We start from the raw sequence: 19,073 nt of genomic DNA, 5'->3' as shown, positions 1-19,073 counted from the left end.
GATGACGCCCGTGCCACTGCCATCAGCACATAGGCGGCCCCGAACTGCGCCCATTGGAAGCGCGGGAGCGCTTCACGGGGATTCCAACAGCGCGACCACTTGCCCGGCCGTCGCCTTGGCCGACATGGGGTTCTGCCCGGTCACGAGCCGGCCGTCGACGACGACGTTCGAGGCGAACGGCAGCCACGCCTTCTCGTAGCGCGCGCCGCGCCGCCGCATCTCCGCTTCGGCGTTGTAGGGCATCTTCGCGGCCACGCCGGCCAGCACCTCCTCGCGCCACGAAAAGCCGGTGACGCGCCGCCCGGCCACCAACAGCCTGCCGTCGGGCAGCCGGGTGTTCAGCAGCCCGCAATAGCCGTGGCAGACCGATGCAACGATGCCGCCGCGCTCGTGGATGGCGCGTGTGATGCGTTGTAGTCCCTCGCTATCGGGCAAGTCCCACATAACCGCGTGGCCGCCGGTCAAATAGATCGCGTCGAACTCCGCCGGATCGATGGCACCAGGCCGCGCAGTGGAGGACAGCAGCGCCATCCGCACCGGATCGGCCAGCCAGTCCTTCACCGAGGCATCGGCCAGCAGCCACTTGAGCGAGCGGGGCTCCAGCGGTGAGACGCCGCCCTGGGGGCTGACGATGCGCTGTTCATATTCCTTTGCAGCGAAGACGTGCCACGCATGGGTCAGCTCCGACAGCCACAGGCCCGTCGGCTGCGCGGGGTCTTCGTAATGGGCGATGTTGCTGACGACGTGGAGGATGCGGCGGGACATGTCGCGACCTTAGCGGGCATGCGTCCCGAGTGTTGCTGCGATGGCCCAATGCGCGAATCTGCCGAACGGCGCATGCAGCAAGCCCGGCAGGCTCCAGCGGCCCTGGACGAACACGCCCTTGGCGTGGCTCATCGCGTGAAAGCCTTCGATGCCGTGGTGGGCGAAGTCGGCGCTGACCGCCTCCTGCAGTTCGGTGCGGTGCGGTGCGGTGCGTGAGCGTGGCCGCGCGCAGCCGGGCAAGCCGGGCCTTGCGCAGCGCCAGCCCGGGGGGCCGTCGCGCAGGAAAGCCTTGCGTTGCCGCGCCAGCACGCCGTCATGTCGCCATCGCGATCGGATTCTGGCGGAAGGGTCACGTTGTGCTTTGTGAAAGCATCGGGGGATCGAATGCCGTCAACGGCGTCGGCATGTTCAACACCAGCTGGGCGTCCCTCACAACGTCCAGGCGGAGGATAGTGGAGGCGCCAAGGCCGTTGAGCAGTTCGCTGATGGGACCTCCATGGCACGACAGCGTCACGTCCTTTGGCAGCAGCCGCTGAGCAAACGAGAGCGTGTTGGTCTGCACGATGGTCTGGTGCCATCGTCCGTCAACCCGATGGATCATGGTGTTCATGCCCATGCGCGATTGCGACGGGACATCGTGCCAGAGGGGTCGCGGCGCGCTCAAGGCCACATCCGTCGTGCAATCGGGGGCCGCTATGCTGGCCCTCACCTCGTTGCCGATGCACACGTCGATATCAGCCAGCCACTTGGGCAACTGGTAGCCATGCACGCCGCGCGCCCGCGCGATTTCCGTGGTGACAGGCAGCGCCAGGACGTGCGCGAAAAAACTTCGCCGCCGCAGGGACTCCAGCAGCTCCATTGCAGGTGATCCCTTCCGGCCAGGCTGGCGGATGACCACGGCGACGGACACCTCGTTGTAGGGGTCGTTGTCGCACACCGCGTAGGAGAAGAAGGTCAACGCCACCAGTCCGGCGTGCGGAAAGGCCCGCAGCGGTTCAAGAGGTGTCGGCAGCATCGCCCGCAGCTGGCCGAGCGGCGCCCGGAGCAGAAGCTGCACACTGCTGCTGCGATAGTAGAAGTTCGGTGCCCAGACGGGCCCCACTCTGGAGGCGACCTGCTGTTTGGGGAAACGGCGGAAGAACTCGATGCCGCCGGCCGCGGGATCGCGCTCCACCTCGTCGAGGTCCGGGTTCATCCGGAAGCGGTCGTAGTAGCCGCCGGCGGGCACAGGGACTTGGCAGGCCCCGAATTCAACCAGTACGAAACGCCTGTCCATCCCGTTGTCCTTGTCCGAAGAAATCGTTGAAAAGGACTCTAAGCTTGAACAGAACTTCAAGGTCAAGCAGTGTATCTGCCGGAGCCGGCTCGATGCGCCTAGCGGCGGCGGGCCTTTGTCGCCGGAGCCGGAGCACCCGCATCGTCCGCCGCGGTCAACGGCAGTTCCAACAGCATGCGCCGGGCGTTGGCAGCGCAGGTCATGTCCTGCGGCTTGGCCTCGATCTGCGCTACCAGCTCCAGCAGGTGCGCCTTGCTTTGCGCGAGTTGCGCCTGCAGGGCCGCGATATCAGCCGCCTTCCTGCGCAGTGTGTCGAGCAGGGTGCCATGCTCCCACTGCGCCAGATCGCTGGGCAGCAGGGCGCGCAACTCGTCCAGGCTGAAGCCGGCGCGCTGCCCGGCCGCGATCAGCTTGAGTGCCAGGGCCGCGTCGTCGGGGTAGCTGCGGTAACCGTTGGCCTGGCGCTCGGCCGCCTTGAGCAGGCCGATGCGTTCATAGAAACGGATGCGGGACGGTGCGAGGCCCGTGCGCTGCGCGAGTTCTCCGATCTTCATGCTCACGATGCTCCGATGGGGCGCACAGTTTGACATTGAACTTGACTTCAAGGTTAATCTCTCGCCGCATACACGGGCGCAACTTCAGGAAAGCGGACGGAATGCAGACGGTCTTGGGAGCGAATGGCCAGATCGCCACGGAACTGGCACGGGAACTGCGCAGCAACTGCACAAGCGAGGTGAGGTTGGTGAGCCGCCATCCACGCCGGGTCAACGAGACGGACAGCTTGGTGTCCGCCAACCTCCTCGATGCGAGGCAGACCCTTGAGGCGGTCAAGGGCAGCGGCGTCGTCTACTTCACGGCCGGCCTGCCGCCGGATACCGAGCTATGGGAAAGGCAGTTTCCCGTGATGCTCTGGAACGCCCTGGATGCATGCCGGGCGGAGGGCGCCGGCTTCGCCTATTTCGACAACACGTACATGTACCCGCAGGATGATCGGCTCCAGGCGGAGGAGACGCCCTTCGCACCGGTCGGCCGCAAGGGCAAGGTGCGCGCGGCCATGGCGTTGATGGTGCTCGAAGAGATGGCGGGGGGCGAGATTCCCGTCCTTATCGGCCGCGCGCCCGAGTTCTACGGTCCGGGCAAGACCCAGAGCTTCACGAATGTGCTGGTCATCGACAGGCTCAAGGCCGGTAGGAAACCGCGTGTGCCCGTGCGCGACGACACGCGCAGAACACTCATCTGGACACCCGACGCACGCCGCGCGCTGGCGGCCCTGGGCAACACGCCCAATGCGTTCGGACAGACCTCGCACCTGCCGTGCTGCGACGACCGGCCGACGTACCAGGAGTTCGTCGCCATGGCCAGCAGAATTTTCGGCCGGGAGCCTTCTTATTCGGTCATCGGCAAGTGGACCCTGGCCGCTGCCGGGCTCTTCTCGAAGCAGGTGCGCGAGATCGGGGAACTGCTGCCTCGGTACCAGCGCGACAACCTGTTCGATTCCGCGAAGTTCAAGCGGCGGTTCCCCGGTTTCGAGACGACCACCTACCGGCGCGAACTCGAAATGATCCACCGCGAAATCGCCGCCGTGCCGGACGTGGCGGGCCGCGTTGCCCGATAGCGGAAACGCCGCAAAGGCCGCGCGCCCGGACGGGGAGGCCGGGCACACCAGCAGCGTGGCCTGATTCCCGATGTGCACTGCAAGCTTGGCCGTTGCTCCACCGCAACGCGCCATGTAGGACGGAGACCGTCATCCCGTGCGTGTTACATGTTTCACACGCATCTACGCTATGTGTCCTGGATGGTCGCTACAAATCGAAGTTAATACGAACGACCTGCGAGGTGTGTGATGTCCACTACAACAACGGATTCCCGATCAATGGCTGTTTCCCGGCCTTCTGCCCCCGGCGGCTGGGCAGCGCGGCTGCGATACAGCCCGGCGCTGCTGCCGATCCTCGGCGTCATGGCGGTGGCGGTCGTCGGACTGTCCGTGGCACTGGCGACCATGCCGCGCGGCACCGACGGCAACGGCAACCTTGAGCGCATGACGGCGGCACAGACGACGACGTCCGCGTCTCCCAGTTTCTTTGCCGACATGGGCAAGCCCGGCGATGTTCGGGGCGTCGATCCCGCGCCCCAGGTGGTCCGCGCGCCCGTGAGCGCCACGCCTTCTGCGGTGCAGGCCTCCTCGGCCGGGCCGGCTGCAACGGAGCCGGTTCGGTCGCAGCAGACGGCGGTGTGCCATACCTGCGGCACCGTGGAGTCGGTGACTCCGGTGCGGCGTTCCGCGCCCACCTCGGGCGTGGGCGCGGTGGCTGGCGGCGTGGTGGGCGGTCTGCTGGGCAACCAAGTGGGCGGCGGCAGCGGCCGGGCCGCGATGACCGTATTGGGCGCGGTGGGCGGCGGCTTTGCCGGCAATGCGATCGAGCGCAACATGAAGAGCGTCACCCGCTACCAGGTGAAGGTCCGCATGCAGGACGGCTCGGTGCGCACCATCGAGCAAGGTTCCGCCGTTGCATTGGGCACGCCGGTCGTGGTCGAAGGCCATCGCCTGCGGCGCATGGCAAGTTCTTGACGGCCCTGCAGCCCGGGGCCTGGGCGCCGCTCTACACTGCGTGAATGCCTACACCGCAGTTCGCTCCGCCCTTCACCCCAGCTGAAAACCTGAACACCGAGCTGCGTCAGCGCGGCTTTGCGGTGCTCGATCCCCAAGGCACGATGGCTTGGATCGACGCTGCCTTTTCGGAGCTGCAGGACATCATCCCGTCCTGGAACGACCTGATGCCGGACCGGTATCTGCGCGACGGCGGCCGCTACCGCCGCAGGCGGCATGCCTGTTTCGTGGTGCAAGGGGGTGAGGTCCGCCAAGTGCCGCACCGCCCGCACTGGCAGCCGGTGGAATACAACGCGCTGCACGGCGGCATGCAGCGCTGGTTCGCGCCCGTCGAGCCCGAAGTGGTCGCCGCCCCGGTCTGGAACCGGCTTCTCGCCGCCCTGACGCGGGCCGGCGAGGCCGTGCGGCCGGACCATCCCACAGGATCTCCCTGGTTCATCGAGGCGCACCAGTTCCGCATCGATACTACTGACGGTATCGGCCGGCCGACGCCGGAGGGTGCGCACCGCGACGGGGTGGATGTGGTGGCGGTGCTCCTGGTCGGCCGCCACGCGGTCAAGGGCGGCGAGACGCGCGTCTTCGACGCAGCCGGCCCGTCGGGCCGGCGCTTCACGCTGACCGAGCCCGGGTCGGTGCTGCTGCTCGATGACGCCCGCGTCATTCACGAATCCACGCCGATCCAGCCGTTGCAGGCCGAGGGCTGGCGAGATACGCTGGTGCTCACGCTGCGCGCTGGCGGCTTCCAGGGTGACGGTGTCGACGCCGGCCCGGTGCTGGTTTGATCGGCATCAAGACGCCGGGACCGCATTGCGTCAGACTGGATCGACACCGATTTTTGTCCAGAAGGAGAAGAGCATGGCCTACAAGCACATCCTGGTTCCGGTCGATGGTTCGCCGACCTCGCTGCAAGCTGTCGCCAAGGCGGCGGAACTTGCAAAGATCTTCGGCAGCAAGGTCACGGCCATCTACGTGATCGATCCCTATCCCTTTACCGGCGTCGGCGCCGATTTCGCCTACGGCCAGTCGCAATACCTCAGCGCGGCCACGGCGGAGGCCCAGGCCGCGCTGACGGCCGCGCGGGATGCCTTCGGCCTGGCCGGCATCACGGCCACTACCGCGGTGGTCGAAGGCCATGTGGTGCACCGCGGCATCGTGCAGACGGCGCAGGAAATCGGCGCAGACCTGCTTGTCATCGGCTCGCACGGTCGCCGCGGCCTGGAAAAGCTGGTGCTGGGCAGCGTGACCCAGCGGGTGCTGAGCGAGGCGCACCTGCCGGTACTCGTCGTGCGCGAGTAAACATCCGGCGAAACCGCTGCGGCGGCGCCGGATCAGAAGAGTTCGATGTCGTCGTGCGCGACCTTGGCCGCCAGCAGACCGCCGGCGACCAGATCGCCATGGAAGGCCACTTGGTTGCGGCCGTTGCCCTTGGCATGGTAGAGCGCTTGGTCGGCTTGGCCGAGCGTTTCGACTGGCGAGCCGACGCTTACCTGGGTGAAGCCGATGCTGACCGTGACGCGGCCGACCTGCGGGAAGTCGTGCTGCTCGATCGTGGCACGGCATTGTTCCAGCGCGCTGCGCACGCCGGCCAGCGACATGTCGCGCAGCAGCATGACGAATTCCTCGCCGCCGAAGCGGAAGATGCGGTCGCGTACGCCGAACGAAGTCTTGAGGATGTTGGCGACCAGAATCAGCACCTCGTCGCCGTACAGGTGGCCGAAACGGTCGTTGACCTGCTTGAAGTGGTCGATGTCGGCCACCGCGAGCCAGTGGCCGTACTGCTGCGAAGAAGCGTCGCCGGCTCCCGGCGGCAGGGACTGGCGCGCGAACTGGTCGTCGAAGGTTTTGCGGTTGAGCAGGCCGGTGAGCGCATCGCGCTCGCTGTAGTCCAACAGGTTCTGGTAATTCTGGTAGACGAGGAAGATGCCGTGGATGACCTCGCGCTTGTTGGCCGTGAGCGCGGAGGTGTGGACGATCTCCAGGCAGCTGCGCGCCCGGCCGCGGGCCCAGATCAGCAGCCACAGTACGCGGGCGCCGTCTTTGCGCCGGCCGACCGCGCTGGGTTGCGCGGCGGCCACGGCGGCCGCCAGATCGGGATATCGGGCCAGCGGCTCGCGCGCCGGGTCGCTGGCGGCGTCGTTGTCGTTGGCGACGAACCGGCCGTTGTCGCTCCAGATGCGCGGCCGCAGCCAGGTGCCGCCCGCCAGCTCGAACAGTTCGAGCGCCTGTACCTGCTGGGCGCCTGCGAGCTGGGTCAACGCCGATATCACCGAGATCTCCAGGCGCGTGTGGTCCCGGTATCCCGTCATTTCAACCAGATGCTTGAGCAGGGGCTTCATGTGCGGCAGCGCGTGCAATGCTATTTTTTGTATAGCGAAGCACGCGCCAACGGTGTGGATTTTCGGCCGATTGTGCGGCAAGACAACTGCGGTGGCCAGCCGCCGGCACAGGTCTTTGCGATCAGCGACGCTTGAAAACCACGTCCCACACGCCATGGCCCAGCCGCAGGCCGCGGCGTTCGAACTTGGTCAGCGGGCGGTAGCCGGGCTTGGGCGCATAGCCTTCGGCGGTGTTAGCCAGCAGCGGTTGGGCGCCCAGGACTTCGAGCATCTGCGCCGCATAGGGTTGCCAGTCGGTCGCGCAGTGGATGTAGCCGCCGGCTGCGAGCTTGCGCGCGAGCTTCTGCACGAACGGCGGCTGCACCAGGCGGCGCTTGTTGTGCTTGGTCTTGTGCCAGGGGTCGGGGAAGAAGATGTGCACGCCGGCCAGGCTGCCGTCGGGCAGCATGTGGTCGATGACCTCGACCGCGTCGTGCTGCACGATGCGGATGTTGCCGATCTCCTGCTCGCCGATGCGCTTGAGCAGGGCGCCGACGCCGGGCTCGTGCACCTCGCAGCAGAGGAAGTTGGTCTCGGGCATCACGCCGGCGATGTGCGCGGTGGCCTCGCCCATGCCGAAGCCAATCTCCAGCACGACGGGCGCCACGCGGCCCCAGGTCGCGGCCACGTCGATCGGCGCGCGGCGAAAGGGTACGAGGTAGCGCGGGCCGAGGTCGGCGAAGGCCTTGGCCTGGCCGGTCGTCGTGCGGCCGGCGCGGCGCACGAAGCTCTTGATCGTCTTGGGATGGGCCACGCCTTCGGGTACGGCGGACGGGGCGGCATCGGCGGGGGCGGGGGCTTCGGCAGTCACGGGGCGGGATTGTAGGCGGTGGCCTTGTCGGCCCAGGCTCGCGTCCAGAAGGCCAGAGCCAGTGCCACGCTGCTGCCGACGGGTGCGCCGGGCAGTCCCAGCACCGCCGCGGCGGCGTGCAGGGCGGCCAGTGGATCGGTGGCCGTGTCGACCGGTGTTGCACCGTTCTGCTTGGACAGCTTGTCGCCGTCGACGCCGCGCACCAGCGGCGTATGCAGGTATGCCGGCGTGGGCAGGCCGAGTGCCTGCTGCAGCAGGATCTGGCGGGGTGTGTTGTCGGCCAGGTCTTCCCCGCGCACCACATGGGTGATGCCCTGGTCCGCATCGTCGGTCACGACGGCGAGCTGATAGGCCCAGAGGCCGTCGGCACGCAGTAGCACGAAGTCGCCGACCGCGCGGCTGACCCACTGCGACTGCTGGCCGAGCCGGCGGTCGGTCCAGTGCAGCGGCGGCCCGCCGGGGGCGCGGTCTTCGAGCAGGTCGGTGCGCAGCCGCCAGGCGCGCGCGGGCCGGCCGTGCAGGCCGTGGCGACAGGTGCCGGGGTAGACCGGCGCGGCATGGCGGGCGGTGCTGCCTCCCAGGGCGGCGATGGCTTCGGCGATGTCGCGGCGCGAGCAGGCGCACGGGTAGGCCCAGCCATCGGCGACCAGCTGACCGAGCGCGGCGTGGTACAGGCTGCTGCGCTGAGACTGCCAGGCGACCGGAGCATCGGGCCGCAGCCCGCAGTCGGCCAGCTGGCGCAGGATGGCAGCATCGGCGCCAGGCACGCAGCGCGGCTGATCCACGTCCTCGATGCGGACCAGCCAGGTGCCACCTGCAGCGCGTGCGTCGAGCCAGCTGGCCAGTGCCGCCACCAGCGAGCCCGCATGCAGCAAGCCGGTGGGCGAGGGGGCGAACCGGCCCCGATAGCCTGGCACAAGGCCGGGAGTATATCGCTCCAGCGGGCTTGCATGGCGTGCTACAGCGACATTACCTGGGGGGTATATGGTAGCGGTCACGGCGTTTCGTGGCATTCGATCAGCGCTGCGTGGGGCGATCGTTCGAACTGCTCCAGCCACCATTCACCATTGCAGCGCCCGGCGGGGCAGAGTGGTGCTGTCGCCGCGCCAGGCAGAGTGCGTGCGGCGGCGGAGCTGCCGCGGCCGGCGATGCGCTGGAGCATGGCAAGGGCATCGGGGGTGAGCGCGTCTCGGGGCGTGGCGGCAGGTGGCATGGGCACGACGATTCAAATGCATTGGAATGATGCCATTGAGCCGTGTGCACGCACGGCGCCGGCCGCGCTCCTGTACAGTCCCGGCCACGGCATGCCCGCGGCACGGTTTCGTTCTTTCAATGGACGTTTTCGCTGCAGCGTGCGACCGCGGCACGTCTACATTGCCCCACGGCCGCATTGCCGGCCGTTCGCCGCGCCCGTTCGCCGCGCCCGTTCGCCGGGCGTGTCTCCCTTTCAACCGGAGTTCCTGCCATGTCCGTTTCCGCCCGGAATGCCGCACTGCCAGCCCCGCACCCTGCGGCGGCGCTCGTGAGCCGCCTGCTCTTCGCCGCGCTGTTCCTGCCGAGCGGGATCGGCAAGATCCAGGGCTTCGAAGGCACCGTCGGCTCCATCGCCTCCAAGGGTCTGCCGCTGCCGGCTGTGCTGGCGGCCGCGGCCATCCTGTTCGAAGTGGGCGGCAGCCTGGCGCTGATCCTGGGTGTCAAGACCCGGTGGGCCGCCTGGGGCCTGGCGCTGTTCACGCTGATCGCTGCGTTCGCGTTCCACAATTACTGGGCCGTCGCGCCCGAACTGGTGCAGGCGCAGAAGATCAACTTCTACAAGAACCTGGCCATCGTCGGCGGTCTGCTGGCCCTGGCGGGCGGGGGGGCCGGCGCCTGGAGCCTAGACGGACGGCACCGCGGCTGAGTCCTCGCCTTGGCGCTCCACGACCGCACGGAGAAGTTCATGGCTGGGACAGCGCAGGCAACGGTGCTCACGGGGCACGACAAGGACATCGGCGGCGGCTTCGTCGTGCGCCGCCTGCTGCCCACCGCCCGGCGCTGGGCCGTCGGCCCCTTCGTCTTCTTCGACCACTTCGGCCCGGTCACCGAACATTCCGAAGACGCACATGACGTGCGCCCCCATCCGCACATCGGCCTGGCCACGGTCACCTATCTGTTCGACGGCGCGATCGTGCACCGCGACAGCCTGGGCTCCGAGCAGGAGATCCTGCCGGGGGCGGTGAACTGGATGACCGCCGGGCGCGGTATCGTGCATTCCGAGCGCAAGCCCGAGAGGCTGCGCGGCACCGAGTTCGTCAACCACGGGCTGCAGCTCTGGATGGCCCTGCCGCAGGCGGCCGAGGAGGCCGAGCCGCGCTTCACCCACACGCCCGCCAGCCACATCCCCGAGCATGACGCCGCTGGCGTGCGCGTCCGCGTGCTGGTCGGAGCGGCCTTCGGCCTGCGCTCGCCGGTAGAGACGCTGTCGCCCACGCTCTACCTCGACGCGCAACTGCCTGCGGGCGGACGGCTGGAGTTGCCGCTGCTGGCGCCGGAACGGGGCGTATACGCGGTCGATGGCGAGGTGACGCTGGATGGGCAACCGCTGCCGGCCCGCACCCTCGCCGTACTGCCTGACGGTCGCACGGCGCGCATCGAGGCGAACCAGCCGCGTCGTCTGGTCGTGGTCGGCGGCGAGCCGCTGGACGGCCACCGCTTCATCGTCTGGAACTTCGTGTCGAGCCGGCGCGAGCGCATCGCTGAGGCGGCCGCCGACTGGATCGCCCAGCGCTTCGCGCCGGTGCCGGGCGAGACCGGGTTCATCCCGCTGCCGCCCAGGATCGCGGCCGACCTGGGCCTGCGGGCGGACTGATCAGGCCGGCTGGACAGGCTGGCCGGCCGTCGCCAGGTCCGCGCCCAGCGCCCGGCGTTCGTCGAAGACGAAGCAGTTGCCCCGGTAGTGGGCGCCGCCCACTTCCTCGAAATACTTCAGGATGCCGCCTTCGAGCTGGTAGACATGCTCGATGCCTTCTTCCTGCATCAGGATCGCAGCCTTCTCGCAGCGAATGCCGCCGGTGCAGAAGCTCACCACCGTCTTGCCTTCGAGCTCCCCCTTGTGGGCGCGCACGGCATCGGGGAATTCGGTGAATCTGCCGATGCGCCAGTCGATCGCGCCTTCGAAAGTGCCGCAGTCCACCTCGAAGGCATTGCGCGTGTCCAGCGTGACGACCGGACGACCGGTGTCGTCGTGGCCCTGGTCGAGCCAGCGGCGCACGGTGCGCGCGTCCACCGCGGGCGCGCGGCCGGCGGCCGGGCGGATCGCCGGGTAGTTCATACGGATGATCTCGCGCTTGATCTTCACCAGCATCTTGCGGAAGGGCTGGCTGTCGGACCAGCTTTCCTTGGGCGCGAGCGCGGCGAAGCGTGGGTCGGCGCGCAGCAGGTCGACCAGCGCATGCACGTCGGCAGCGGGGCCGGCGACGAAGAGGTTGATGCCTTCTTCGGCCAGCAGGATCGTGCCCTTGAGGCCGAGCGCCCGGGTGTGTTCCACCAGCCGGTTTTGCCAAGTGGAGAGGTCGTCGATCGGCGTGAACAGGTAGGCCGAGATGTTGAGAATGGAGCCCATGGGAGCATTCTAAAAAACTGCCGGCAACGGGCCGGCTCGTAAAATCCGACGATGTTTGTCCACCTGCGCCTACATACCGAGTTCTCCGTCGTCGACGGCACGAACCGCATCGATGACATCGTCCGGACCGCCGCGGCCGACGGCCAGCCCGCGCTGGCGATTACCGACCTCAGCAACCTCTTCGGCGCCATCAAGTTCTACAAGGAAGCACGGGGCCAGGGTGTCAAGCCGCTGATCGGCGCCGAGATCGTCCTGGAAGGCCTGGGGGCAGACCCGCAAGTGCTTTCGCGGGTGGTCGTCCTGGTGCAGAACTGGCAGGGGTATCTGAGCCTGTCCGAATTGCTGGCCCGCGCCTGGACCCGCAACGTGGTCAGGAACCAGGCCGTGTGCAAGCTCGAATGGCTGCGTGAACTGAACGAGGGCCTGATCCTACTCGCGGGCGCCCAGGCCGGCCCGGTGGGCCAAGCGCTGACGCGCCACGATGCCTCGGGCGCCGCCGACGCAGCGCTGCTGCTGGCCGGCATCTTCCCGCACCGCTTCTACCTGGAGATCCAGCGCGCCGGCCGTCCGACCGACGAGCCGCACGTGGCTGCCTGCGTACAACTGGCGGCCCGGCTCCACCTGCCGGTGGTCGCGACACATCCGGTGCAGTTCACCGGGCAGGACGACTTCGAGGCCCACGAGGCCCGCGTCTGCATCGCCGAGGGCGAGATTCTCGGCAACCAGCGGCGCGTGCGCCGCTTCACGCCGGAGCAGTATTTCAAGTCGGCCGGCGAGATGGAAACGCTGTTCGCCGACGTGCCCAGCGCCATCGCCAACACGCTGGAGATCGCCAGGCGCTGCAACATCGTCTTCGACCTGGGCAAGCCGCGCCTGCCGGACTTTCCGATTCCGGATGGACTGACGATCGAGGAGTTCTTCCGCCAGGAGTCCTTCAAGGGGCTGGACGAGCGCCTGCAGCTGCTGTATCCCGACCCGGCCAAGCGCGAGGCGCAGCGGCCGCGCTACGTGGAGCGTCTCGAATTCGAGATCGCCACCATCCTGAAGATGGGATTTCCCGGCTACTTCCTCATCGTGGGCGACTTCATCCAGTGGGCCAAGAACAACGGCTGCCCGGTCGGCCCGGGACGGGGCTCGGGGGCGGGCTCGCTCGTGGCCTACGCGCTCAAGATCACCGACCTGGACCCGCTGGAATTCAACCTGCTGTTCGAGCGCTTCCTGAACCCGGAGCGGGTGTCGATGCCGGACTTCGACATCGACTTCTGCCAGTCCAACCGCGACCGCGTGATCGACTACGTGAAGGACAAGTACGGCAAGAACGCCGTGAGCCAGATCGCGACCTTCGGCACCATGGCCGCGAAGGCTGCGATCCGCGATGTGGGCCGCGTGATGGACATGAGCTATACGTTCTGCGACGGCATCTCCAAACTGGTGCCGGCCAAGCCCGGCCAGACCTACACGCTGGCCTATCCGCCGGAGCAGAAAAAAGAGGGCGACAAGAACAACTACGCCCTCGAACTGGAGCCCGTTCTCTACGAACGGGTGCGCAAGGAGGAGGACGTCAAGACCGTCATCGAGATGGCGCAGAAGCTCGAAGGCATGACCCGCAACATCGGCATGCACGCCGGCGGCGTGCTGATCGCGCCGGGCAAGCTGACCGACTTCTGCCCGCTCTACCAGCAGCCGGGCAGCGACTCGGCCGTGAGCCAGTATGACAAGGACGATGTGGAAGCCATCGGGCTGGTCAAATTCGACTTTCTGGGCCTGGCCACCCTGACCATCCTGGAGATCGCCAAGGAGTTCATCGTCAAGCGCCACAAGGGCCAGGAGAACTTTGTCTTCGAGACCATCCCGCTCGATGACCGCAGGACCTACGAGCTGTTCCAGGAAGGCAAGACCGAGGCCGTGTTCCAGTTCGAAAGCCGCGGTATGCAGGGCATGCTGCGCGAGGCCAAGCCGACGCGGCTCGAAGACCTGATCGCCCTGAATGCGCTCTACCGCCCGGGGCCGATGGACCTGATCCCGACCTTCGTGAACCGCAAGCACGGCAAGGAGGCGGTGGAGTATCCACATCCGCTGGTGGAGAAGGTGCTGGCCGAGACTTACGGCATCATGGTCTACCAGGAACAGGTGATGCAGACCGCCCAGGTGCTCGGCGGCTACTCGCTCGGCGGCGCCGACCTGCTGCGCCGCGCGATGGGCAAGAAAAAGGCCGAGGAGATGGCCAAGCACCGCGAGATCTTCCGCGAGGGCGCGGCCAAGAATGGGCTGGACCAGCAGAAGGCCGACGAGGTGTTCGACCTCATGGAGAAGTTCGCGGGTTACGGATTCAACAAGTCGCACGCGGCCGCCTATTCGCTGTTGGCGTACCACACGGCCTGGCTCAAGGTGCACTACACGGCCGAATTCTTCTGCGCGAACATGACCGTGGAAATGGACGACACCGACAAGCTCAAGGTGTTGTACGAGGACGCGGTGAAGATGGGCATCGCCTTCGAGATGCCCGACGTGAACCGTGGCGTCTACCGCTTCGAGCCGGTGACTGACAAGGTGATCCGCTACGGCCTCGGCGCGATCAAGGGCACGGGGCAACTGGCCATCGAGGCCATCGTCGCCGCGCGCGAGGACGGCGGCGCCTTCACCAGCCTGTTCGACTTCTGCCGCCGTGTCGACCGTACCCGCATCAACAAGCGCACGGTCGACGCGCTCATCAAGGGCGGCGCGTTCGACAGCATCCACCTGGACCGCGCGACGCTGTCGGCCTCCATCGACCTGGCCTTCGAGTTCGCCGCCGCGGCAGCGGCCAACGCGAACCAGGGCGGCCTGTTCGACATGATGGGCGATGACGCGGTCGGCTCCAGCACGCAGGAGCCCGAGCTGGTGCAGGTGACGCCCTGGGGCGTCAAGGAACGGCTGACCTATGAGAAAGTCGCGGTCGGCTTCTATCTGTCGGGCCACCTGTTCGACGAGGTGGCGCGCGAGGTGCGACAGTTCGCACGTCGGCAGATCGACGAGCTCATCGACAGCCGCGAGCAACAGATGATCGCCGGCATCGTCTCGGGCCTGCGCATCATCAACGGCCAGCGCGGCAGGCTCGCGCTGTTCCGGCTCGACGACAAGTCCGCGGCCATCGACGCCACCGCCGACGAGTCGGTCATGCAGGCGTGCCGCGGCGCGCTCAAGGACGATGAACTGGTGATCGTCAGCGGCCGGCTGAGTCCGGCGCGCGGTGGTTTCGACGCGCGCTTCACCTGCATGCAGATCTGGGACCTGGCGTCCGCGCGTTGCCGTTTCGGCAAATTCCTGCGCGTGGCGGTCAACGGCAGCCTTCCAAACGTGGCCCGGCTGGTCAGGGACTTCCCGGCACGGATCGAAAACACCGAAAATGGCGAACTGGTGCACGGGCTGCCGGTGCGGCTGTCGCTTCAATGCACGGCGCGGGACGAGCCCGAGGAGACCGCCGGTGCCGACATCCAGCTCGGCAGCAAGGCCCTGTTCTTCCCGTCGGATGCCGCGCTGGCCAGTTGGACGGCGCAGGCCGAGGGCGGCCGGGCGGTGATCGCCTATGACTAGCCGCGTCCGGCTTCCGATCGATTCCCCCCTGCACGGTCCCCGGTTCGCTCGCGGTGGTGGTGCATCCGGCTGGCGCGGTCGCTAGAATGATTTTCATGGCTACGTCTCCCACGACCCCTCCTGTGGCTCCCCCTGCATCACGGCCGGCCGATGGCGGCGATGCCGTGGTGCTGGAACGCCGTACGCAGCGGATCCGTCCGCCGCAGATGTACCAGGTGGTGCTGCTCAACGACGACTACACGCCGATGGAATTCGTCGTGGTCGTCATCCAGGAATTTTTCAACAAGGACCGGGAGACGGCCACGCAGATCATGCTCAAGATCCATCTGGACGGCAAAGGCATCTGCGGTGTGTACACGCGGGACGTCGCCGCGACCAAGGTCGATCAGGTCATCGAGGCTGCGCACAAGGCGGGCCACCCGCTGCAGTGCGTGAGTGAACCTGTTGAATAAGTGGCTTTTCGACCCATTGAAAGTTATCCCGTCCACAGCAAGGCAAAAGGAATTCTCATGATTGCCCAGGAATTGGAAGTCAGTCTGCACATGGCCTTTGTCGAGGCCCGCCAGCAGCGCCACGAGTTCATCACCGTGGAGCACCTCCTGCTGGCCCTCCTGGACAACCCGAGCGCCGCAGAAGTACTGCGCGCCTGCTCCGCCAACATCGACGACCTGCGCAAGTCGCTGGTCAACTTCATCAAGGACAACACTCCCCAGGTCGCCGGCACGGACGAAGTGGACACGCAGCCCACGCTGGGCTTTCAGCGGGTGATCCAGCGCGCCATCATGCACGTGCAGTCCACCGGCAACGGCAAGAAGGAAGTCACCGGCGCCAACGTGCTCGTGGCCATCTTCGGCGAGAAGGATTCGCACGCCGTGTACTACCTGCACCAGCAGGGCGTGACGCGGCTGGACGTGGTCAACTTCATCGCGCACGGCATCAAAAAAGGCGAGCCGCCCGAGGCTGCCAAGTCTGGCGAAGCGCCTGCCGAGAGTGAAGAGGGCGGTACCGAAAAGACGGAGAAGGCGTCTCCGCTGGAGCAGTTCACCCAGAACCTCAACCAACTGGCCAAGGAAGGCAAGATCGACCCGCTGATCGGCCGCGAGTACGAGGTCGAGCGCGTCATCCAAATCCTGTGCCGCCGGCGCAAGAACAACCCGCTGCTGGTCGGCGAGGCTGGTGTGGGCAAGACCGCCATCGCCGAAGGACTGGCTTGGCGTATCACGCAGAAGGATGTGCCGGAGATCCTGGCCGATTCGAACGTCTACTCGTTCGACATGGGTGCGCTGCTGGCTGGCACCAAGTACCGCGGCGATTTCGAGCAGCGGCTGAAGGGAGTGCTCAAGTCCCTGAAGGACAAGCCGAACGCGGTGCTGTTCATCGATGAGATCCACACGCTCATCGGCGCTGGCGCGGCATCGGGCGGCACGCTGGATGCGTCCAACCTGCTGAAGCCCGCACTGTCGAGCGGCCAGCTCAAGTGCATCGGTGCAACCACCTTCACGGAGTACCGTGGCATCTTCGAGAAGGATGCGGCGCTGTCGCGACGTTTCCAGAAGGTCGACGTGGTCGAGCCGAGCGTCGAGCAGACGGTCGAGATCCTCAAGGGCCTGAAGTCCCGCTTCGAGGAACACCACAACGTCAAGTACGCCACCGCAGCTCTGCAGGCCGCTGCGGAGCTGTCGGCGAAGTACATCAACGATCGCCATCTGCCGGACAAGGCCATCGACGTCATCGACGAGGCAGGGGCCGCTCAGCGCATCGTGGCTGCGAGCAAGCGCAAGAAGACTATCGGCAAGACCGAGGTCGAAGAAATCGTCGCGAAGATCGCCCGCATTCCGCCCGCTAACGTCAGCAACGACGACCGCAGCAAGTTGCAGACGATCGAGCGCGACCTCAAGAGCGTGGTCTTCGGCCAAGACAAGGCACTCGCAGTGCTCGCGTCGGCCGTAAAGATGGCGCGCTCGGGCCTGGGCAAGGGCGACAAGCCGATTGGCTCGTTCCTGTTCAGCGGCCCCACGGGCGTCGGGAAGACCGAAGCAGCTAAGCAACTCGCCTTCATTATGGGGATCGATCTGATCCGCTTCGACATGTCGGAGTACATGGAACGGCATGCGGTCAGCCGGCTGATCGGTGCGCCTCCAGGCTATGTCGGTTTCGACCAAGGCGGACTGCTGACCGAGGCAGTGACGAAGAAGCCGCATTCGGTGCTGCTGCTTGACGAGATCGAGAAGGCACATCCGGACATCTTCAACGTGCTCCTGCAGGTCATGGACCATGGGACGTTGACGGACAACAACGGTCGCAAGGCCGATTTCCGCAACGTCATCCTGATCATGACGACCAACGCCGGCGCCGAGACGATGAACAAGGCGACGATCGGCTTCACCAACCCGCGCCAAGCAGGGGACGAGATGGCCGACATCAAGCGCCTGTTCACGCCGGAGTTTCGCAACCGCTTGGACGCGATCGTCAACTTCAAGCCGCTGGACGAGCAGATCATCCTGCGTGTGGTCGACAAGTTCCTGCTCCAACTGGAGACGCAACTCGCTGAGAAGAAGGTGGAAGTTACCTTCACCGACCAGTTGCGCAAGCATCTGGCGAAGAAGGGTTTCGATCCGTTGATGGGCGCACGCCCTATGCAGCGCCTGATCCAGGACACGATCCGTCGTGCACTGGCTGACGAACTGTTGTTTGGTCGCCTGACCGAGGGTGGACGTCTGACGGTGGACCTCGACGATAAAAGCGAGGTCACGCTGGATATCCAGTCGTTGCCGAAGAAGGAAGGCCGTGGCGCGAAACCCGAGGCCGAGGAAGCGGCAGCCGGTTGATCCCTCGCTGGAGACAATCCTGTGTGGAAAGCCGGCGCGCTGGACGGAGCGCCGGCTTCTGGCTTAGTGCCCGGATGCGATGTCGGCCATAGGCTCGCCCAGCCGTACGGGCCTGCCAGGCTGCCAATCGGCAGCGAAGGTTAGCTGCTTGTCAGGCGGGAAGAGCAGTACCACCGTCGAACCCAGCAGGAAACGCCCCATCTCTGCGCCCTTTTTTAACGAGACACGACCTGGCGCATAGTCCCAGCGACGGACGTCCTTCGAGCGTGGAGGATTCACCGTGCCGTACCACACGGTCGCCATGCTGCCCACGATCGTTGCTCCGACCAGCACGAGGACAAATGGTCCGTTCGGTCCTTCGAAGAAGCAGGCAACTCGCTCATTGCGTGCGAACAGTCCCGGAATAGTGCGTGCCGTCAATGGATTCACGGAAAACAGGTTTCCTGGGACATAGACCATCGAGGTCAACGTGCCATCGCAAGGCATGTGAATGCGATGGTAGTCGCGCGGGCTCAGATAGATGGTCGCGAAGTGCCCCTGGTGATAGCGCTCGGCGGTTTGCTGGTCGCCGCCCAGCAGGGCGGTCACGGTGTATCTGTGGCCCTTGGCTTGCATCAGATGCTCTCCGTCGATGCGGCCCAACTGGCTGATGGCGCCATCAACGGGACACACCAGCGGGCTCGAAGAAATGGGCCGGGCGTCTGTTCGCAGGGGGCGCGTGAAAAATTCGTTGAAGGTGCTATAGGCCGCAGGGTTGGGCTCCGCTGCTTCCCGCATGTCGACTTGATAGCGGTCAATAAAGCGCCGGATGATGCGTTGCGTTCGCTCGCCGCCTTTCCATGAGGCTACCCGGCCAGCGATAGAGGTGATCCATTGCTTGGGTAGCACGTATTGGAAATAGGCGGTGAACTGTTCCGACATGGTTCGCTAGGTCTACTGGATTGAGCCATTCTAGGAATCAACAGAGGACGTGGGCGATAGGCGCGAAAAAATTCCTCGATCTGCGGTGCGGGCTGCCGAACCTATGCCACAATAGAGGGCTGAGCTGCTTTGTTGGCTGAGCTGCGGGAGGGGTGTGTGGTTCGGAAGAATTTTCGATCTTCTTGCGATGCGGCGTAAAAGGCTGCTATGATGGAGGGCTTCGCTGATCGCAGCGAGCCTGTGGCGAGTCGGGATGGTGGCTTGCGGTGGACGTTAAGAATTTACAGCCGATAAGCGTGGGTGTTTGAGTGTGGT

The 19,073-nt window shown here is 66.2% G+C and carries 18 protein-coding genes; 9 read left to right on the top strand and 9 right to left on the bottom strand.

Features of this window, described 5'->3' with window-relative positions:
- Nucleotides 1–72: 72 nt before the first annotated feature.
- From GAK38_RS18975 to GAK38_RS18960, 4 genes are all read right to left on the bottom strand, one after another.
- A complete protein-coding gene (locus GAK38_RS18975) occupies nucleotides 73–765 on the bottom strand; it encodes a type 1 glutamine amidotransferase domain-containing protein (RefSeq protein WP_325346518.1) in 693 nt (230 codons plus the stop codon).
- Between the two features lie 9 nt (nucleotides 766–774).
- Nucleotides 775–1,074, bottom strand: coding sequence for a hypothetical protein (locus tag GAK38_RS18970; RefSeq protein WP_325346517.1), 300 nt, complete (start codon nucleotides 1,072–1,074; stop codon nucleotides 775–777).
- Between the two features lie 40 nt (nucleotides 1,075–1,114).
- Entirely contained in the window at nucleotides 1,115–2,041 is a 927-nt protein-coding gene (locus GAK38_RS18965; RefSeq protein ID WP_325346523.1) for an acetoacetate decarboxylase family protein, read from the bottom strand.
- Between the two features lie 98 nt (nucleotides 2,042–2,139).
- Nucleotides 2,140–2,595 carry a MerR family transcriptional regulator gene (locus GAK38_RS18960; RefSeq protein WP_325346516.1) on the bottom strand — a complete coding sequence of 152 codons (456 nt, stop codon included), beginning with the start codon at nucleotides 2,593–2,595 and terminating at the stop codon, nucleotides 2,140–2,142.
- Nucleotides 2,596–2,696: 101 nt separating this feature from the next.
- Here GAK38_RS18960 and GAK38_RS18955 point away from each other — a divergent pair, with 101 nt between their 5' ends.
- The 4 genes from GAK38_RS18955 to GAK38_RS18940 all read left to right on the top strand — a co-directional run bounded on the left by GAK38_RS18955 (nucleotide 2,697) and on the right by GAK38_RS18940 (nucleotide 5,945).
- The gene (locus tag GAK38_RS18955) at nucleotides 2,697–3,656 is read left to right on the top strand and encodes an NAD-dependent epimerase/dehydratase family protein (RefSeq protein ID WP_325346515.1); all 960 of its coding nucleotides are present in this window, start codon (nucleotides 2,697–2,699) and stop codon (nucleotides 3,654–3,656) included.
- 228 nt (nucleotides 3,657–3,884) lie between these two features.
- Entirely contained in the window at nucleotides 3,885–4,610 is a 726-nt protein-coding gene (locus tag GAK38_RS18950) for a glycine zipper 2TM domain-containing protein (protein ID WP_325346514.1), read from the top strand.
- A gap of 44 nt (nucleotides 4,611–4,654) precedes the next feature.
- Nucleotides 4,655–5,431 carry a 2OG-Fe dioxygenase family protein gene (locus tag GAK38_RS18945; RefSeq protein WP_325346513.1) on the top strand — a complete coding sequence of 259 codons (777 nt, stop codon included), beginning with the start codon at nucleotides 4,655–4,657 and terminating at the stop codon, nucleotides 5,429–5,431.
- A gap of 73 nt (nucleotides 5,432–5,504) precedes the next feature.
- Entirely contained in the window at nucleotides 5,505–5,945 is a 441-nt protein-coding gene (locus GAK38_RS18940; RefSeq protein WP_325346512.1) for a universal stress protein, read from the top strand.
- 32 nt (nucleotides 5,946–5,977) lie between these two features.
- On the opposite strand, the gene GAK38_RS18935 is transcribed toward GAK38_RS18940, so the two are convergent.
- From GAK38_RS18935 to gluQRS, 3 genes are all read right to left on the bottom strand, one after another.
- Nucleotides 5,978–6,985, bottom strand: coding sequence for a GGDEF domain-containing protein (locus GAK38_RS18935; RefSeq protein ID WP_325346511.1), 1,008 nt, complete (start codon nucleotides 6,983–6,985; stop codon nucleotides 5,978–5,980).
- Between the two features lie 121 nt (nucleotides 6,986–7,106).
- Nucleotides 7,107–7,835, bottom strand: coding sequence for a tRNA (guanosine(46)-N7)-methyltransferase TrmB (gene trmB / locus GAK38_RS18930; RefSeq protein WP_325346510.1), 729 nt, complete (start codon nucleotides 7,833–7,835; stop codon nucleotides 7,107–7,109).
- Nucleotides 7,832–8,752, bottom strand: a complete 921-nt coding sequence (gene gluQRS / locus GAK38_RS18925; RefSeq protein WP_325346509.1) for a tRNA glutamyl-Q(34) synthetase GluQRS — start codon at nucleotides 8,750–8,752, stop codon at nucleotides 7,832–7,834. Before gluQRS ends, trmB begins: the two co-directional genes overlap by 4 nt.
- 548 nt (nucleotides 8,753–9,300) lie before the next feature.
- Here gluQRS and GAK38_RS18920 point away from each other — a divergent pair.
- Nucleotides 9,301–9,735 carry a DoxX family protein gene (locus GAK38_RS18920; protein WP_325346508.1) on the top strand — a complete coding sequence of 145 codons (435 nt, stop codon included), beginning with the start codon at nucleotides 9,301–9,303 and terminating at the stop codon, nucleotides 9,733–9,735.
- Nucleotides 9,736–9,774: 39 nt separating this feature from the next.
- On the top strand, nucleotides 9,775–10,683 hold the full coding sequence (locus tag GAK38_RS18915) for a pirin family protein (RefSeq protein ID WP_325346507.1): 909 nt from the start codon (nucleotides 9,775–9,777) through the stop codon (nucleotides 10,681–10,683).
- Here GAK38_RS18915 and GAK38_RS18910 read toward each other — a convergent pair whose 3' ends face one another.
- A complete protein-coding gene (locus tag GAK38_RS18910; protein ID WP_325346506.1) occupies nucleotides 10,684–11,436 on the bottom strand; it encodes a sulfurtransferase in 753 nt (250 codons plus the stop codon).
- Nucleotides 11,437–11,487: 51 nt separating this feature from the next.
- Between GAK38_RS18910 and dnaE the strand changes: the two genes are divergently transcribed.
- The 3 genes from dnaE (at nucleotide 11,488) to clpA (ending at nucleotide 17,837) form a co-directional block, all read left to right on the top strand.
- Nucleotides 11,488–15,009, top strand: a complete 3,522-nt coding sequence (dnaE, locus tag GAK38_RS18905) for a DNA polymerase III subunit alpha (RefSeq protein WP_325346505.1) — start codon at nucleotides 11,488–11,490, stop codon at nucleotides 15,007–15,009.
- Between the two features lie 86 nt (nucleotides 15,010–15,095).
- Nucleotides 15,096–15,461, top strand: coding sequence for an ATP-dependent Clp protease adapter ClpS (gene clpS, locus GAK38_RS18900; RefSeq protein WP_325346504.1), 366 nt, complete (start codon nucleotides 15,096–15,098; stop codon nucleotides 15,459–15,461).
- 57 nt (nucleotides 15,462–15,518) lie between these two features.
- Entirely contained in the window at nucleotides 15,519–17,837 is a 2,319-nt protein-coding gene (gene clpA / locus GAK38_RS18895; RefSeq protein ID WP_325346503.1) for an ATP-dependent Clp protease ATP-binding subunit ClpA, read from the top strand.
- A gap of 63 nt (nucleotides 17,838–17,900) precedes the next feature.
- Here clpA and asd read toward each other — a convergent pair whose 3' ends face one another.
- On the bottom strand, nucleotides 17,901–18,758 hold the full coding sequence (gene asd / locus GAK38_RS18890) for an archaetidylserine decarboxylase (RefSeq protein WP_325346502.1): 858 nt from the start codon (nucleotides 18,756–18,758) through the stop codon (nucleotides 17,901–17,903).
- Nucleotides 18,759–19,073: the final 315 nt, after the last annotated feature.

Source organism: Xylophilus sp. (assembly GCA_009914555.1).
Lineage (GTDB): Bacteria > Pseudomonadota > Gammaproteobacteria > Burkholderiales > Burkholderiaceae_C > WNDY01.
The sequence above is the reverse complement of the archived record's forward strand: the minus strand, read 5'-3'. Positions and strand labels throughout refer to the sequence as shown.

Bases quoted from the DNA above. Each gene is read 5' to 3' on its own strand.
- GAK38_RS18945 (WP_325346513.1), top strand. From the start codon at position 4,655: ATGCCTACACCGCAGTTCGCTCCGCCCTTCACCCCAGCTGAAAACCTG.
- asd (WP_325346502.1), bottom strand. From the start codon at position 18,758: ATGTCGGAACAGTTCACCGCCTATTTCCAATACGTGCTACCCAAGCAA.
- GAK38_RS18950 (WP_325346514.1), top strand. From the start codon at position 3,885: ATGTCCACTACAACAACGGATTCCCGATCAATGGCTGTTTCCCGGCCT.
- GAK38_RS18940 (WP_325346512.1), top strand. From the start codon at position 5,505: ATGGCCTACAAGCACATCCTGGTTCCGGTCGATGGTTCGCCGACCTCG.
- clpS (WP_325346504.1), top strand. From the start codon at position 15,096: ATGATTTTCATGGCTACGTCTCCCACGACCCCTCCTGTGGCTCCCCCT.
- clpA (WP_325346503.1), top strand. From the start codon at position 15,519: ATGATTGCCCAGGAATTGGAAGTCAGTCTGCACATGGCCTTTGTCGAG.
- GAK38_RS18935 (WP_325346511.1), bottom strand. From the start codon at position 6,985: ATGAAGCCCCTGCTCAAGCATCTGGTTGAAATGACGGGATACCGGGAC.
- GAK38_RS18965 (WP_325346523.1), bottom strand. From the start codon at position 2,041: ATGGACAGGCGTTTCGTACTGGTTGAATTCGGGGCCTGCCAAGTCCCT.
- GAK38_RS18910 (WP_325346506.1), bottom strand. From the start codon at position 11,436: ATGGGCTCCATTCTCAACATCTCGGCCTACCTGTTCACGCCGATCGAC.
- GAK38_RS18975 (WP_325346518.1), bottom strand. From the start codon at position 765: ATGTCCCGCCGCATCCTCCACGTCGTCAGCAACATCGCCCATTACGAA.
- GAK38_RS18915 (WP_325346507.1), top strand. From the start codon at position 9,775: ATGGCTGGGACAGCGCAGGCAACGGTGCTCACGGGGCACGACAAGGAC.
- GAK38_RS18960 (WP_325346516.1), bottom strand. From the start codon at position 2,595: ATGAAGATCGGAGAACTCGCGCAGCGCACGGGCCTCGCACCGTCCCGC.
- dnaE (WP_325346505.1), top strand. From the start codon at position 11,488: ATGTTTGTCCACCTGCGCCTACATACCGAGTTCTCCGTCGTCGACGGC.
- GAK38_RS18920 (WP_325346508.1), top strand. From the start codon at position 9,301: ATGTCCGTTTCCGCCCGGAATGCCGCACTGCCAGCCCCGCACCCTGCG.
- GAK38_RS18955 (WP_325346515.1), top strand. From the start codon at position 2,697: ATGCAGACGGTCTTGGGAGCGAATGGCCAGATCGCCACGGAACTGGCA.